Source organism: Arthrobacter sp. ISL-48 (genome assembly GCF_018613805.1).
GTDB lineage: Bacteria > Actinomycetota > Actinomycetes > Actinomycetales > Micrococcaceae > Arthrobacter.
In genome coordinates, this window is sequence record NZ_JAGGPL010000022.1 from 21,273 (window position 1) to 36,350 (window position 15,078).

At 65.9% G+C, this 15,078-nt stretch carries 12 protein-coding genes; 3 read left to right on the forward strand and 9 right to left on the reverse strand.

All coding sequences use genetic code 11. From position 1 onward, the window contains the following. Nucleotides 1–3: 3 nt before the first annotated feature. The 5 genes from atzF to J7E83_RS18140 form a co-directional block, all read right to left on the reverse strand. Nucleotides 4–1,851 (reverse strand): allophanate hydrolase, encoded by a 1,848-nt coding sequence (atzF, locus tag J7E83_RS18120; protein ID WP_214964991.1) that lies wholly within the window; start codon nt 1,849–1,851, stop codon nt 4–6. Further along, on the reverse strand, nt 1,848–5,627 hold the full coding sequence (gene uca, locus J7E83_RS18125) for an urea carboxylase (protein ID WP_214964992.1): 3,780 nt from the start codon (nt 5,625–5,627) through the stop codon (nt 1,848–1,850). The genes atzF and uca overlap by 4 nt, the downstream gene beginning before the upstream one ends. Continuing rightward, nucleotides 5,624–6,301, reverse strand: coding sequence for an urea amidolyase associated protein UAAP2 (locus tag J7E83_RS18130; protein ID WP_214964993.1), 678 nt, complete (start codon nt 6,299–6,301; stop codon nt 5,624–5,626). The genes uca and J7E83_RS18130 overlap by 4 nt, the downstream gene beginning before the upstream one ends. After that, nucleotides 6,298–7,179 (reverse strand): urea amidolyase associated protein UAAP1, encoded by an 882-nt coding sequence (locus tag J7E83_RS18135; protein WP_214964994.1) that lies wholly within the window; start codon nt 7,177–7,179, stop codon nt 6,298–6,300. Before J7E83_RS18135 ends, J7E83_RS18130 begins: the two co-directional genes overlap by 4 nt. A gap of 84 nt (nt 7,180–7,263) precedes the next feature. Beyond that, nucleotides 7,264–8,766, reverse strand: a complete 1,503-nt coding sequence (locus J7E83_RS18140) for an amino acid permease (protein WP_214964995.1) — start codon at nt 8,764–8,766, stop codon at nt 7,264–7,266. Nucleotides 8,767–8,992: 226 nt separating this feature from the next. Between J7E83_RS18140 and J7E83_RS18145 the strand changes: the two genes are divergently transcribed. Both J7E83_RS18145 and J7E83_RS18150 read left to right on the forward strand, forming a co-directional pair. Then, nucleotides 8,993–9,664: a TetR/AcrR family transcriptional regulator gene (locus J7E83_RS18145; RefSeq protein ID WP_214964996.1), complete on the forward strand. Its 672-nt coding sequence runs from the start codon at nt 8,993–8,995 to the stop codon at nt 9,662–9,664. Nucleotides 9,665–9,727: 63 nt separating this feature from the next. Then, nucleotides 9,728–10,561, forward strand: a complete 834-nt coding sequence (locus J7E83_RS18150; protein ID WP_214964997.1) for an alpha/beta fold hydrolase — start codon at nt 9,728–9,730, stop codon at nt 10,559–10,561. 25 nt (nt 10,562–10,586) lie between these two features. Here the strand turns inward: J7E83_RS18150 and J7E83_RS18155 are convergent, their stop codons facing one another. Next, entirely contained in the window at nt 10,587–12,059 is a 1,473-nt protein-coding gene (locus J7E83_RS18155; RefSeq protein ID WP_214964999.1) for a DHA2 family efflux MFS transporter permease subunit, read from the reverse strand. A gap of 134 nt (nt 12,060–12,193) precedes the next feature. Next, a complete protein-coding gene (locus J7E83_RS18160) occupies nt 12,194–12,760 on the reverse strand; it encodes a type 1 glutamine amidotransferase domain-containing protein (protein WP_214965001.1) in 567 nt (188 codons plus the stop codon). A 357-nt stretch (nt 12,761–13,117) separates the two neighbouring features. Between J7E83_RS18160 and J7E83_RS18165 the strand changes: the two genes are divergently transcribed. Continuing rightward, nucleotides 13,118–13,966, forward strand: coding sequence for an esterase family protein (locus J7E83_RS18165; RefSeq protein ID WP_251044076.1), 849 nt, complete (start codon nt 13,118–13,120; stop codon nt 13,964–13,966). Nucleotides 13,967–14,018: 52 nt separating this feature from the next. On the opposite strand, the gene J7E83_RS18170 is transcribed toward J7E83_RS18165, so the two are convergent. Together J7E83_RS18170 and J7E83_RS18175 are read right to left on the reverse strand one after the other, a co-directional pair. Next, on the reverse strand, nt 14,019–14,804 hold the full coding sequence (locus tag J7E83_RS18170; RefSeq protein ID WP_214965005.1) for an alpha/beta fold hydrolase: 786 nt from the start codon (nt 14,802–14,804) through the stop codon (nt 14,019–14,021). A gap of 69 nt (nt 14,805–14,873) precedes the next feature. Further along, nucleotides 14,874–15,020 (reverse strand): hypothetical protein, encoded by a 147-nt coding sequence (locus tag J7E83_RS18175; protein WP_214965007.1) that lies wholly within the window; start codon nt 15,018–15,020, stop codon nt 14,874–14,876. Nucleotides 15,021–15,078: the final 58 nt, after the last annotated feature.

Below are 15,078 nucleotides of genomic sequence, written 5' to 3' on the forward strand. Positions count from 1 at the left end.
GCACTACCCCCGCTCCCCCCTGCTGAACGCGGCGGGGCCGGCTTCCCCCAGAGTGTGCCAGACGCTTCGTCCCTTGATCCCGCCTTTCCGGTCTGCAAGCCAGTCGCCCCAGGAGGTGATGTCCTCCCCGCCTGCCGCGGCAACGGCATCGCAGGCGAACCCGACCGCGCTGGTACCGTCCGCAAGCTGTACGGATCCGAGCAGCATGGGTTCCGGCAGGGCGGCCAGGAACGATCCCAGCCCCGCTTCGGAGAGCAGCCATCGCTCGCCAACGAGCTCCGCGCCGTCGTCGGACCGGTACACGCCCGGCTTGGGCGGCACGGTGCCCAGGGACACCATGCGGTAGCGGGCTGCGGTGCGCACGGGACCGTCCCAGGCAGCGCCGAGGTCCTCCAGCTGGGGGGCCAGCGGCTGGCCCCTGCGGTGAGCCCCGACGACAACCAGCGGCAATGCCACGGCGCCGGCAGCTACCGGCCAGGGAAGGGACGACGGCGGCTGCCCGGCCATTGACTGCACCGCCGGCTCAGCGCCGGCAGCGAAGAGTGGCGGCACTGCCGGGGTCACTTCGACCCTGCGGGCGATATCAGCCACCACGGCGTCATCGAAGGTCCGGCCCACCACCGTCAAACCAAACTGGGCACCTTCCACCTCGCCTGCGGGGACAGCCGCGGCAGACAGATCGAAGAGGTTGCAGAAGTTTGTGTAGGTGCCCATCAAGGAGTTCAGTCCCACGGGGTCAGCGGCCACCTCAGACAGAGTGGGGTGAAACGGCGCCGTGGGAACCAGGAGGGCATCGAACCCCTCCAGCCGTGCCAGCGCCTTGCGTTTCAGCTCTTCCAGCTTTTCCGTATCAGCGACGTACCGGTGGGCAGACAGCTTGCCGGCCGCGCGGATGATGCCCCCCACGGTGGGATCGAGGCCCGCCTGCCCGTCCGTTCCCCCGTCGAACCCTTCGATGTAGTCGCCCACGGCGGCGTAGCGCTCGGCCACCAGCGCGCCGTCGTACAGCAGCCGGGCGGCCTCAAGGAAGGCGTCGAATTCGATTGCCTCAGCGTCCACCCCTGAGTCTCGAAGCCGGTCGAGCTGGCGGGCGAACTCTGCAGCCCACGCGTCCGGAAGGGCGGGCAGGCTGGCAGGATAGGCGACGCGGGGCTTCGATGGTGCTGCGAGCCGAACATCTGTGGGCCAGGGGCGGGAGCCGCGAGCCATAACGCCCATGGCGAGCTCCGCAGTGGACAGGTGACGGGCAAAGATCGTGACGGCGTCCCAGGACCGGCAGGCGGGTACCACACCGGCGGTGGACACGATGCCCAGAGTCGGTTTGATGCCCACGATCCCCTGCAGCCCCGCCGGCACGCGGCCTGATCCCGCCGTGTCCGTTCCGATGGCGATGTCCACCAGGCCCAGTGCCACCGCCACGGCGGAACCCGAACTGGAGCCACCGGAAATGAAGCCCGGGCGGCGGGAGTCCCTGACAGCACCGTGCGGGCTTCGCGTGCCGACCAGCCCGGTGGCGAACTGGTCGAGGTTCGTGGCTCCCAGCACCAGGGCACCCGCTGCACGGAGGTGGGCCACCGCGTCCGCGTCCTTCTCCGGCAAGTAGGCGAAGCCGGGGCAGGCAGCAGTCGTGGGGATGCCAGCGACGTCGACGTTGTTCTTGACGGCGAGCAGGAGCCCGGCGAGCGGCAGATGGGCGCCGCCGGCGACGGCGGTGTCAATGGAGGCCGCTTCGGCCAGGAGTTCGTCCTCGCCGCGCAGGGTTATCCAAATTTCCGGCCGGTCCACAGCCTCGACGGCGGCGAAGGCGGCCCGCACGCGCATGGAAGCAGCGGACGTGGTGACGTTGCTCATACTGCTGCTTCTTCCAGTTCCAGGGTTTCCAGTCCGCTGCCCTCGGTTCGGGTCGCGGATTCGGGGCCGCCGAGGACTACCACGGCCTCGCCCGCGACCACCTGGGAACCGGCATCCTGCAGGACGCGGAGCACCATGCCGTCACAGGGTGCTTCCAACACTGTTTCCATTTTCATTGCCTCGAGGGATACCAGCGGCTGACCCTTCACCACCCGGTCGCCGGCGGCCACATCAACCTTCCAGACGCTCGCCGCGAAAGGTGCAGAGACGAGGAACCCTCCATCCGGAACAACGACCTCGTCTGCCGCCGGCGCCGCAACGGCGGCCAACGCGTCAAGGCGGTCAAACTCGCCGGCGTCCGCCCATGCCTGCCGTTCCACGGCGAACGCCGCTCCCTGCTTTTCCCGGAACGCCGCAATGGACCCGTGGTTTTCCTTCAGGAACACTTCATGCTCTTCCAGCGAGAACGTGCCGTCCTCGATCTCGACGCCCCGGCCCCTCCCGGCGGCCATGTCGGCCCGCAGGTCCAGGAGTTCCTCGGGGCTGACCGGGTACCAGGAGATCCGGTCGAAGAAGCGGAGCAGCCAGGGCGAGCCAGGCTCGAACGGGGCAGAGTCCGCGTAGCGGGACCAGACCTGGGTGGTGCGGCCCACGAACTGGTAGCCGCCGGGTCCTTCCATCCCGTAAATGCACATGTATGCCCCGCCGATGCCCACCGCGTTCTCGGGCGTCCAGGTGCGGGCGGGGTTGTACTTGGTGGTGACCAAACGGTGCCGCGGGTCCAGCGGCGTGGCCACCGGGGCGCCAAGGTAGACATCGCCCAATCCGAGGACCAGGTATTCAGCGTTGAAGACGGTGTCGAAGACGTCGTTGACGGAGTCCAGTCCGTTGATCCGGCGGATGAACTCGATATTCCAGGGGCACCAGGGGGCGTCGTCCCGGACACCTGCCATGTAACGCGCAATCGCTTCGCGGGTGGCGGGGTCGTCCCAGGACAGCGGAAGCCGGACAGTACGGCTGGGAACCACCAGTTCGGAACTCGCCGGCAGGGCCGCCTCGATCTCCTCAACCAGTCCCAGCAGGTGCCTGGTCGGCAGGACCGACGGGTCCACCTTGATCTGGAGGGAGCGGATTCCCGGGGTGAGGTCCACGATGCCTGGCACCCGCAGTTGCTCGATGTGCTGGTGCAGGGCGTGAACCCTGGCGCGGAGGCCGAGGTCCAGCACCATCTCGCCATATTCCACCAGGAGGTTGTCGTCGCCGGAGCGCCGGTAGGTGACCGCGGGCCGGGCTGGCCCTTCCGGCACCCGGCCCAGCACGCCGTCGTCGCCGTCCCCCCGTGCAGCGCGTTGCCCTTCGCCTTGGCCCGTGGCAGGTCTTGCCGCCCCGGCAAAGTGGTTCGCCGATGAGGGGTCCGCTGACCATCCGGCGTCGCCGGGCAGTACCAGCTGTCGGCCAGGGCCCAGGTCCTTGGCCGACGGCGCCTGGCTGACTTTGATGGGAACGAACCTGACCTTGTCCCCCGGCCGGAGCTGGCCGAGCTTCCAGCGGTCCCCCGTCACAACGGTGACCGGACAGACAAACCCGCCCAGGCTGGGTCCGTCCGGTCCCAGCAGGATAGGCGTGTCACCGGTGAAGTCGAGCGCGCCCACGGAGTACGCAGTGTCGTGGATGTTCGAGGGGTGCAGACCTGCTTCGCCACCGTCGGTCCGCGCCCATCGGGGCTTGGGCCCGGTCAGCCGGACTCCTGTGCGGGCCGAATTGAAGTGAACCTCGTACTCCGCGGCGTACAGCTCTTTGATGTCCTCCCGCTGGAAGAATTCCGGGGCTCCGTGCGGACCTTCGGCCACGGCCAGCTCCCAGGTCGAGGTCAGAGCAGGCCGGCTGTCCAGCGGCACCTCGGCGGCCACTGCTATTTCAACACCGGGGCCGGCCGCAGGTTTCACTGCACGAAGCACATCGCCTGCACGCAAGACGCGGCCGGCGTGGCCGCCGAACTGGCCGAGGGTGAAGGTGGAAGCACTGCCCAGGTACTGCGGTATATCCAGGCCGCCCTGGAACAGGATGTAGCCGCGGAGCCCGCGGCCCCCGGCCGTGCCGACGTCGAGGGTTCCTCCCCCTTGGACCACGACGGGCACCCACGTGGGCACCTCGGCCCCGTCAACTGTGACGGAAACGTCCGCGCCGGTGACGCAGACGGTGGTGGCGTGCGTGAACGTCAGGCTGGGACCGGTCATGGTGAACTCCAGCCCGGGCGCGCCCTCCGGGTTGCCCAATGCTGTGTTGCCCAGCCGGAAGGACAGGTCATCCATGGGGCCGCTCGGCGGAACACCGATCTGCCACAGCCCGGTCCTGCCGGGCCAGTCCTGAACGCTCGTCTGCAGTCCCGGGCGGCCCACCGTGATCCTTGGTTCTGGATCTCCGACTGTATCCAGCGTGTTGGTGGAGTGCTGGACGCTGCGGACGACGTCCAGCCCGCCCACAGCGCGGAGCAGCCCCAGATTGGTCTCGATACCGTCGATCCGGGTGTCGGCGAGCGCGGCGGACAGCCGGTCGAAGGCTTCGCACCGGGTTGTTCCGGCGGTGATGATTTTGCCCAGGAGGGGATCGTAGTTGGTAGAAACCTCTGTGCCGGTTTCCACCCAGGCGTCCACGCGGACGCCCTCTGTAACGGGGAAAACAGCGTTGGTGACCGTCCCGGCGCTGGGCTGGAACCCGCGGGCAGGGTCCTCGGCATACAGTCGGGCTTCCACTGCACTGCCTGAAACCGGGACGCTGTCCGGTACGCCGGCAAGGACCGTTTTGGCCTCCGCGCCGCCCTGCGCCAGCCGTAGCATCCACTCCACTAGGTCCACGCCGGTGATGGCCTCGGTGACGGGATGCTCCACCTGGAGCCGGGCGTTGACCTCCAGGAAGGAGGCTTCGCGGCGGGAAGAATCGTAGACGAACTCGACGGTCCCGGCGGAGCGGTAGCTGAGGGAGGCGCACAGTTCACGGGAGCTGCGGTGAAGTTCTTCCCGCAGCTCGTCGGGCAGATCCGGAGCGGGTGCTTCCTCCAGGACTTTTTGGTGGCGGCGCTGCAGAGAGCAGTCCCGGTCCCCGAGGCTGACCACCCGGCCGTCGCCGTCGCCGAAGATCTGTACTTCGATGTGCCGCGCGTTTTCGACGTACCGCTCGGCGAAGACACCGGCGGTGCCGAAACTGGCGCTGGCCAGCCGGGCCACGCGGGGGAAGCTCTCCAGGAGCTCGACCCCGGTGCGGCAGACCGTCATGCCGATCCCGCCGCCGCCGCCGGTGGCCTTGAGTATCAGTGGGAAGCCGATCGCGACGCTGGCCGCGATCGCCTCGTCCACGTCAGCCAGAAGCCCTGACCCGGCAATCATGGGTACGCCGGCGGCATTTGCGGCATCCCGGGCGGTGTGCTTGGTGCCGAAGATACGCAGCTGCTCAGCCGTGGGACCGACAAAGACCAGTCCTGCCGCTTCGACAGATTCCGCGAAAGCTGCATCCTCGGAAAGAAATCCGTACCCGGGGTGGATGGCTCCGGCCCCGGTGGACTTGGCGGCGGCCAGGAGCGCGTCCACGCGGAGGTAGGACTCCTTGGCCGGTGCGGGACCCAGCAGCACGGCCTCATCTGCAAGCTTGACGTGGCGTGCGCCGCGGTCCGCGTCAGAGAACACGGCAACGGTCCGCAATCCCAGTTTTCGGGCCGATTCGATGATGCGGCACGCAATTTCGCCGCGGTTGGCGATCAGCAGGCTATCAAAGTTGCTCACAGGGCTGCCTCCGGCCGGGTGACGATCATCCGGACAGGGGTGGGATTGAAGCCATTGCACGGGTTGTTGATCTGCGGGCAGTTGGAGACGAGTACCAGCGTGTCCACCTGCGCCATCAATGCCACGCGCTTGCCCGGCGCCGAAAGGCCGTCAACAATGCCCAGGGCACCGTCCGGGTCCACGGGAACGTTCATGAACCAGTTGATGTTGGAAACCAGGTCACGCTTCCCCAGGCCCCAGTGGGAACCCTCGATGAGGAAGTTCTCCACGCAGGCGTGCTGTTCACGGGTGTGCTGGCCGTACCGGAGGGTGTTGGATTCCTGCGAGCATGCGCCGCCTATAGTGTCGTGGACTCCCACCTCGTCAGCCACCACTGTCATCAGGGCAACTCCGGTATCCGCCCGCAGCACGGAACCCGTGGTCAGGACGATCGACTGCTGCTGGGCGATAGTGACCGCTGCCGAGTAGCGCACGGAGGTGTCCTCCGCGGCGTACAGCAGGCAGTCCACCGCCTGGTTTCCTTCCAGGTCCACGATGGTCAACACGTCACCGGCTGCCACCACCGCTGACCACGGGCCGCGTGCTTCAACAAATTCGTCGAGGACCACTTCCCCGGGTGTGAGTGCGATACGGCCCGCGTCCGGGATGTGGCTGTTTGCAATGGCGGTGTTCATCGGGCATTCCTTGCGGTCTGGTCGTGTTCGGTGTTGCGGAGTGCCTGGAGGTGTTCGGGAGCCAGAGGCCCGGCAAGCTGGCCCGCCTCCAGTGCTGCCAGGTCTTGCGGCGCTTGCCAGGCGACGACGTCAACGGCCGTCCCGGTGAAGCTGGGGCGGGGATCCAGCGGGTGCGACGTGTTGGCGAGCACCAGCACCACGTCCATTTGGAGCAAAAGTTCGACGGCGGCGCCTGGTCCTGCGCTTCCCGTGAAAGCGATGGTGCCGGCGGGGTCAACGGCGATGCCTTTGAAGAAGGACAGCGACGGCGCCACGTCGCGGGAGCCCAGCCCGCTCTTCAGGGCTCCGAGGGTGAGCAGTTCCCGGGCCGCGGGCGAGGCGCTGTGGGCGCTTCCGGCGCCGTACCGTGCCGTGTTTCCGGCCAGCGTGGTGGCACCTGTCAGTGCGTCATGGCGGGAAGCGGTGTCAGCCACGATCGTGGCCATCAGCCGGCCGGCATCGGAAAGCAGCGGGTGGCCTGGCCCGGGGTAGGCCTGCCAGGGGACCTTGACGGTGTCCGCCACATTGAGGCGTTCGTGGAGGGCGCCAGCCCGGTACAGGAGGGTATGCACGCAAGCGTCACCGGAGGTGTCTGTGAGCCTGACCCTGGTACCGCGCGCCAGCTGCATGGTGGTGTAGCGCCCGAAGGCCAGGGATTCGGCCCAGGTCAGGGACGCGGCGGCGCCGCCCGGAACTCCCTCCAGCAGGCGATCCGGGGCCGAAGCGGCCGGCACGTAGCGCATGGTGTCCACCATCCTGCCGTGCTCTTCCCGGGCATGGGCGCGGGCGCCGGCCGTGGTGGCGGTGCGGGTTGCTGGTGTTTTGATGGTCTGTGTCATGTCAGTCCTGTGGGTTGTTCTAAAGCAGTCGTTCCAACGCCGTGCTTCTGGCGAAGAAATTGGCGGGCTTGAGGTGGGTCTTTCTCAGGCGGTCGCTGCCAGGTTGCGGCGGCGGACCCAGATGCCCAGGAGAAGCACGACTATCACCATGAGCGGCGCTGAGTAGAGGAGGAAGCCGTTCTCGCCGGAGGGGTCATAGACCTCGGGACGGGGCCAGGCGAGGTTGACCACCATCACGGCTCCGTATAGGACGGCAAGGATGTTGACTGGCAGGCCCCAGCGGCCGAGAGAGAAGAGCCCCGCGGGCATGGTTTGCCCTACCCGGCTCCAGTCCCCGCGGAGTCGGTTGATTAGCTGCGGCACCGTGACCAGGAGGTAGGCCAGGTAAACCATAACGATGCAGACGCTGCACAGGGTGGTGAACAGGGAAGCGTTGCCGACGTTGATGGCAAGCACACCGACCGCCAGCGCGCCGATGACGATGGAGGGCCACATGGGCGTACCCCGCGTGGGGTGCACCGAGGACAGCAAGGCAGAAGCGGGAAGCTTGCCGTCCCGGGCCATGGAGAACACCAGGCGGGAACCGGCGGTCTGGATGGCCAGGGTGCAGACGAAGATGGCGATGGCCACGTCCACCAGCAGTACCTTGCCCCAAAAGGTGCCCAGGACAGCTGTCAGCACGTAAGGCAGACCTTCGGTGGCCAGCCGGCCGTCGTCGAGGCTCGGCGCCGCCATCAGGGCGGTGATGATCATGAGCGCTCCGCCGATGCCGGAGATGAGCAGGGCGGAGAGGATGGTCCGCGGGGCCGTGCGGCGCGGGTCCTTGGTTTCTTCGGACAGCTCGCCGGCGGAGTTGAATCCCACCATGACGTAGGCGGCCATTAGGCCGGAGACCAGAAATGCTCCCACAGGACCGAGTCCGGATCCTTGAATCACCGTTGTGTCAGCAACGACGCCCGGCCCGCGCTGGGCCGCCGTGAGGAGGGCAAGGACTACAGCGATGACGCCGACGATTTCGCAAGTCACTCCAACGGAATTCACGTGGGCCATGAGCTTAACGCCCAGGGAGTTGATGACGGTGGTGGCTACCAGGAGAACAGCCCCGAGGACCACGGCGTTCGCGGCTCCCGTGACGGTGTTTAGGGCCGGCTCACCGCCCACCACCTGGAAGCCGCCCCAGAGCTGCGGCAGCACCACCTGCAGTGCGATGGCGGCGGCAGCAGCAGTAACCACTTGCGCGATGGCCATGAACCAGCCGGCGAACCAGCCCACGGCCTCGCCGCCGACACGCCTGGCCCACTGGTATACGGCGCCGGACAGCGGATAGCGGGCGGCGAGTTCTGCGAAATTCAAGGCCACAAGGAGCTGGCCCACCAGCACAACGGGCCACGTCCAGAAGAAGGCCGGCCCGGCGAACGAGTAACCGAACGCGAACAGCTGGAAGATGGTGGTCAGGATGGAGACGAAGGAGAAACCGGCGGCGAACGAAGCATAGCGGCCGAGCTTTCGATGGAGAGTGGGCTGATAGCCAAGGGACGTCAGATCTGCATCGTCCTGATGGACGGTGGGAAGAACGGTTGAAGTCATCGGAACCTCCGGGGGCTGGGACGGCATGGGGGTAAAGCCTCCCGGCAGCGCAGCGTTCGGCCGATGGCTGCTTATTACCGGTCACTTGATAGTTTTCCAGCGCCGTGTCCCCAAACAGTTTCACTTCTGTAAAAGGCGCATTGACATCTTGTTTCCGGCTCTTTTCCATACCCTCACATCTCCTGAGGTTGCCGTTCGCCCCGTGCCGGGATGCAAGAATGAAGCAGTGACTTCAGCCGGACCGGGACGACCTCGCCACCAGCAGCCCTCCCGACCAGGGGCCACCGCCCGCGACGAAATCCTCGATGCGGCTGCTGAGCTTTTCACCACCCAAGGCTTCGCGAGCACTTCCACCAGGTCCATTGCGGACGCCGTCGGAATCAGGCAGTCCTCGCTGTACCACCACTTCAAGACCAAGGACGACATCCTCGAGGACCTCCTCGAGGGCACCGTGTCCGGAGGGCTGAAGTTTGCGCGGGCTGTCGCCGCCTCGGCCCGGGGCGACGGCACGGCTGGAAGCCGGCTTCACGCCGTCGCCCTCTATGACGGCACCCAGCTCTGCGGGGCCCGCTGGAACCTCGGGATTCTCTACCATCTGCCCGAGGTCCGGAGTGCACGCTTTGGGCGGTTCCTGGCCGACCGGCAGGAGCTGCGCAGCCTGTACGGCAAACTGGGTGCCGGCCTGTCTCCCGCCAGCGGTGCCGGGAACCCGGACGCGAGCTGCGGCGACTTCACCTTCCGCCTGGTCGAATCCCTGATCAATCTCAGAGCAGATGGGTTGGCCACGCCGGAATCTCCGCTGCAGGCGGCAGATGCGGGACTCATCCTCTGCGGCCTGGTTGACGAACTGCCCGCTGCGCGGGCGGAGAGCGGCGCGCTGATCGAACGCCTCGGGTAAGATCCTTCGGTTTGCGGCGGACCGCGGCTGCCAGCAAGCAGGTACCTCGGCTAGGCTCGGAACATGACGCGTGAGAACATCAAGACCCCCGACGGCGGCACGCTGGAGGTATTTTCCACCGGCGCGGAACTTGCCTCAGCCGGTTCCGGCGTGGTGGTTGTTCCGCCCTCCATGGTGACGGCCGCCGACTACACCAAGTTTGCGCAGAAACTCAGCGCGGCGCTGGGCCGCCCCGTTCACACGTTCAACCGGCGCGGCCGGGGATCCTCGTCACCGCAGCCCGAGGACTACACGCTGGATGTGGATATCCGGGACCTCGACGCCGTCATGAAGCACACGTCCAGCACGGACGTTTTCGGGCACAGCTTCGGCGGCGCCGTTGCCTTGCATGCAGCCCGCACCCTTCCGGTGGAGAGGCTTGCGGTCTATGACCCGGCTGTGTCCGTGAACGGCAGCGTCAAAGCGGACTGGACCGCGGAGTACGAACGTGCGACGGCGGCCGGGGACGACGACCGCGCCCTCGCCGTCCTCACCAAGGGCCTGGAGACCGGTGGCGCGTTCTCCCGGATGCCGCTGTCCATGCTCACCATCGCCAACAAACTCACGGCGGGCACGTCCATGGGCAAGCAGATGCGGGAGCTGATGCGCACCGGCGTGCGGGAAATCAAGGCGATCATCGCCGCCGACATGCCCGCCGAGCCATTCCTGGAACTGCCGTTGGAAACCCTGATCGTGGTGGGCGAGAAGAGCCCGGCGTACTTCGGGGTGGCCTGTGGCCAGATCCACGACGTCCTGTCCGGGTCCAGCTACACCATCCTGCCTGGCCTCGGCCACGACGGCGTCCTGCGGGCTCCGGACAAGCTCATCACCGAGCTCAGGGACTTCTACGCCGGCTGACTCCATGTAGGTAGCACTAGGTGGGTCAGTGCCCGCCGTGTCCGGGAGCGGCGCCTTCCGTCTTGCGCATCATTGCGGAAAGCACGACGGCGGCAAGGGCTATCACGGTGGCCGTCAGGAACGCGGCACTCATCCCGGCGACGAGTCCTGAGGCGGCGGAAACCACGGCGAAGATGGATACCAGCAGGGCCGTCCCCGCGGCGCCGGCAACCTGCTGCGTCGTGCTCATGATGGCCGAGCCATGCGAGTAGAGGTGCGGCGGCAGCGGATTCAGCCCAGTGGTGAACGCAGGCGTGAAAAGCAGCGCCAGTCCGAAACTCAACCCCACATGAAGCGTGACGATCCACCAGACGGGCGTGGCGGCGTCGAGCCTTGAGAATTGCCACAGCGCCAGCACCATCAGGACCGAACCGGACACGGTGAGAGGCAGCGGACCCACCTTGTCGAAAATCCGGCCGATGACCGGGCCCAACAAGCCCATAGCCAGGCCGCCAGGAAGCAGCGTAAGCCCTGTCTCCAGGGAATGCAGGCCGCGGATCTCCTGTAGATAAAGCGGCAGCAGGATCACCCCGCCGAAGAGGGCCATCATGGCCACCACCATCAGCAGCACTGAGACCGTGAACATGCGGAAATTGAACGCCCGGAGGTCCAGAAGGGGCGCCTCTGCCTTCTGCAGCCGGAGCTGACGGAAGACAAACACGGCAAGGCTGGCGACCCCGATGACCAGTGCCGCAATGGCCATCGTGCTGGGACCGCCCTCGCCCTGGCCGCCGCCGATCTGGCTAAGGCCGTACACCACCCCGCCGAAGGCAGGAATAGTCAGGACCACCGAGAGGAAGTCGAGCTTGGCCTTCTCTGTCTCGCCCACGTTGGTCAGGTACTTGGCCCCGATAGCGAAGGCCGCCAGGGCCACCGGCAGGACGAAGACAAACATGAAGCGCCAGGTGAAGTGCTCCAGAATCAACCCGGAAACTGTGGGGCCCATGGCCGGAGCCACCGAGATGGCGATGCTGACGTTGCCCATCACGGCCCCTCGCTTAGCGACCGGCACCAGGGTGAGGATGGTGGTCATGAGCAGCGGAAGCATGATCGCCGTTCCGCCGGCCTGGATGATCCGGGCCAGGAGCAGGAGCTCAAAGCCCGGGGCCACCGCAGCCAGGGCAGTGCCACCGGCGAAGAGGCCCATGGCCAGCATAAAGACGGCGCGGGTGGAGAGGCTCTGAAGGATGAAACCGGTGGTGGGGATGACCACCGCCATCGTGAGCATGAAGCCGGTGGAAAGCCACTGCACGGTGGGCGCGTCCACCCGGAGGTCCACCATGAGCCGCTGCAGGGCCACGTTCATGATGGTCTCGTTGAGGATCACCACAAAGGTTGCCACCAGGAGCGTGGCGATGATAGTCACCGATTCGCGGGACATTTTCTCCGGCGCGGACGGCTTCGCTTCGGAAGCGCGCACGGGTTCGCCGTGGGCGTTCGAAGATATTTCTGTGGACATGCGTGTTCCCCCAGGGAGTGCGAGATTGCTGGTGCGCGAGCATGGTCGCTGCAGACTCCAACACTCTACCCGCTGGAGTAATTCCTCCGCACGGGTTTTTCTTATCCCTTTTATCCCTGGGGGAACAACCTTGCCTAGGCGGTCTGGCCGGCGTGCAAGCCTTCCGAGATTTCCTCCACAAGCTTGCTGTTGAAGGCGGAAAGGTCTTTGGGGCTACGGCTGGTCACCAGGCCCTGGTCCACCACTACTTCCTGGTCCGTCCAGTTGGCCCCGGCGTTCTTCAGGTCGGTCTGCAGCGTGTGATAAGAGGTTACGTTCCGGCCGCGGATCACGCCCGCATCGATCAGCAGCCACGGTCCGTGGCAGATGGAGGCCACCGGTTTATGCTGCTCGAAGAAGCTTCGCGCGAAGTTCTGGGCGTCCCTGTCCACACGCAGGTGATCGGCGTTCACCACACCGCCCGGAAGCACCAGGGCGTCGAAGTCCGAGGCGTTGGCTTCTGCCACCGTGAGGTCCACGTTGAACGTATCGCCCTTGTCCGTGCCGTTGTAGCCTTGCAGCCGCCCGCTGGAGGGCGCCACCAGTGTGGGCTGCCCGCCAGCCTCCTTCACGGCCTGCCACGGGCTGGTGAGCTCCTCCTGCTCCACGCCGTCCGTCAGCAGGAAAGCGACCTTCTTGCCTGCGATGCTGTGTTCTGACATTATTCCTCCTCGTGTGAGGCGGGGTTGTGCGCGCTTGTGGCGCGCGGCAGTACCCGCTTCGAGAGTTGTTTGTCTGACACCATCCAGCCTAGGAAAGCCCAAAGTAATAAGCAAGCTGACTATCACCCGTCAGAAGCATTGCCCCGGTTCAAAGCCCGAACACTATGCTGCCTACCTCGTGAACTCCGATGGCTTCGAAATAGGGCTCGTTGCCACCGGCTAAGAGAACTACGTGGCGCGCGGAGTCCCCGGCTCGAGGGGCACAGCGCGTAGTCTCATATCGGTGAAGTTGCCAGCGCCGGCTGACCCGCACACATGAGAACGACTCGGCTCATATCGACGATCGTAGGAGCAGGTTTGGCGAGCACCACCCCCATTGAGGTGCCGTACGTACCGCTGTCCGGCGACCAGTCAGATGTCCGCTATCTCCACGGCCCGGACTCGGAAGTGCAGCCGGGCCTACCCTCTGGCGAAACTGTCGAGTTCGAATGGAACGCGAGCCGGGTCTATCCGGGGACCACGCGGAAATTCTGGGTGCACGTGCCTGACCGGTACGACCCTGCCGTGCCCGCTTCGTTGATGGTGTTCCAAGATGGGCGCCTGTATCTGGACCCCGAGGGGGACGTCCGCGGCGGAATCGTCCTGGACAACCTCATCCATCAGGGACACATTCCCGTCACTATAGGGGTCTTCGTTGACCCTGGCGTTTTCGTCGATGCCGAGAATCCGAAGAACCGGAACGCGGAGTATGACGCATTCGACGACCGCTACGCCACCTTCCTCCTGACAGAGATCATCCCCGAGGTTACCAAGCGGTACACGATCTCTCAGGACCCTGACCGCTGGGGGATCTGCGGAGGCAGCAGCGGCGGCAACTGTGCCTTCACAGCCGCTTGGCTGCGTCCCGACAGGTTCCGCCGCGTTATCGGGTTCCTGTCCAGCTTCGCCCAGATGCCAGGCGGCAACCCCTACCCCGAGCTGCTTCCCATCACGCCCGCCAAGCCTTTGCGCGTCTTCATGCAGGCGGGCCAGCGCGACCTGAATTGGAACCAGCCCGAGCGGAACTGGCTGGCCAACAACCTTCGAGTAGCAGCCGCCCTCGCGGAGGCCGGCTACGACTTCCGCCTCGTCCTGGGCGACGGCGGTCACAGCCTCAACCACGGTGGCGTCCTGCTCCCCGATGCCCTCCGCTGGATCTGGCGGTGACCCGGCCGGTTCAATCAGCCGCTCCGCGACGTCGTCTCCGATAGCCGATCCCTCAGCGGGCAGCCAAGTCGATCCGTGCGAGCCAGTCGCTCACCAAGGCGGCAGTGAGCGTGGGCTGTTCAAGGTGGACGTTATGTCCCGCTGCATCCAGTACTGCATAGGTGCCGCGAACGTAGTGGTCGCGTAGCTGCCAACCGTCCTCATACCCGGTTACATGGTCTTGCCGTCCAAACACATGCAAAGAGGGCGCCTCAAACGGGGCGGGGTACTCAACCTCTGGTTGAACACGAAGCGCATAGTCCGCCGAGATGCGATCAATGACGGTTTGGTCTGCAGCCTGCAGGCCAGGAAGCGCATACCGCGTAAATGCCGCCACGGTGGCCTCGGTCTGGATGACCGACATTTCTTCATAGTCCTCGAGTGCCGGTCCTGCATGCGCCAAGGCCTTTGGGTCTCGGCGCAGAATCTGACGAGCGGGGAGCGAGCGTGCCTCATGATCAGGCTCGAACACCCCGGCGAGAGTTGCCAGTCCGAGCACCTGCTCGCGCAGCTCATGAGCAACAAAGCGTGCGATCATGCCACCGAATGAGTTTCCAATGACGGCGAAGGGTTCTTCCCCCAGGTGCTGGCGAATTTCGTCCACGACGCCGTCTGCGACGTCTTGAGCGCTGGCCGCGCTGCGGACTGGAGGGGACGAAGCCCACGGCAGATCTATATAGATGCGCTGCCAACCCGCCGCACTCACAAACTCCTCCAGCGGGAGCATGATGCGATGGTCTACGCCGAATCCATGGATCGCAACGAGGGCACGACCTTCTCCTGAAATGTGGGTAATCACGTTGAGACCCTACCGGGGTTCACGGACCGGCCCGATAAGTTGCGGATCATGTGCGCGCCGGCGCCGACCTCAGGCGAAGATAGGCTGGACTCCCGGGTGGCAGACGAAGAAGCTGGGCTGCTCTACGGGCTGGAACGGGACGATCAGCCACTGGCTTCCGTAGTACTCCACATACGAGTCCTCCGGGCAACGAGAGTATGCTTCTTCGCGGGTCATTTCGGGCTGGCTTCCTTGGTTCAGATTGTCGAGTTAGAGCTGCGCTGAGAGAGATGAA

Bases quoted from the DNA above. Each gene is read 5' to 3' on its own strand.
- J7E83_RS18155 (WP_214964999.1), bottom strand. From the start codon at position 12,059: ATGTCCACAGAAATATCTTCGAACGCCCACGGCGAACCCGTGCGCGCT.
- J7E83_RS18150 (WP_214964997.1), top strand. From the start codon at position 9,728: ATGACGCGTGAGAACATCAAGACCCCCGACGGCGGCACGCTGGAGGTA.
- J7E83_RS18135 (WP_214964994.1), bottom strand. From the start codon at position 7,179: ATGACACAGACCATCAAAACACCAGCAACCCGCACCGCCACCACGGCC.
- J7E83_RS18160 (WP_214965001.1), bottom strand. From the start codon at position 12,760: ATGTCAGAACACAGCATCGCAGGCAAGAAGGTCGCTTTCCTGCTGACG.
- J7E83_RS18130 (WP_214964993.1), bottom strand. From the start codon at position 6,301: ATGAACACCGCCATTGCAAACAGCCACATCCCGGACGCGGGCCGTATC.
- J7E83_RS18175 (WP_214965007.1), bottom strand. From the start codon at position 15,020: ATGACCCGCGAAGAAGCATACTCTCGTTGCCCGGAGGACTCGTATGTG.
- J7E83_RS18140 (WP_214964995.1), bottom strand. From the start codon at position 8,766: ATGACTTCAACCGTTCTTCCCACCGTCCATCAGGACGATGCAGATCTG.
- atzF (WP_214964991.1), bottom strand. From the start codon at position 1,851: ATGAGCAACGTCACCACGTCCGCTGCTTCCATGCGCGTGCGGGCCGCC.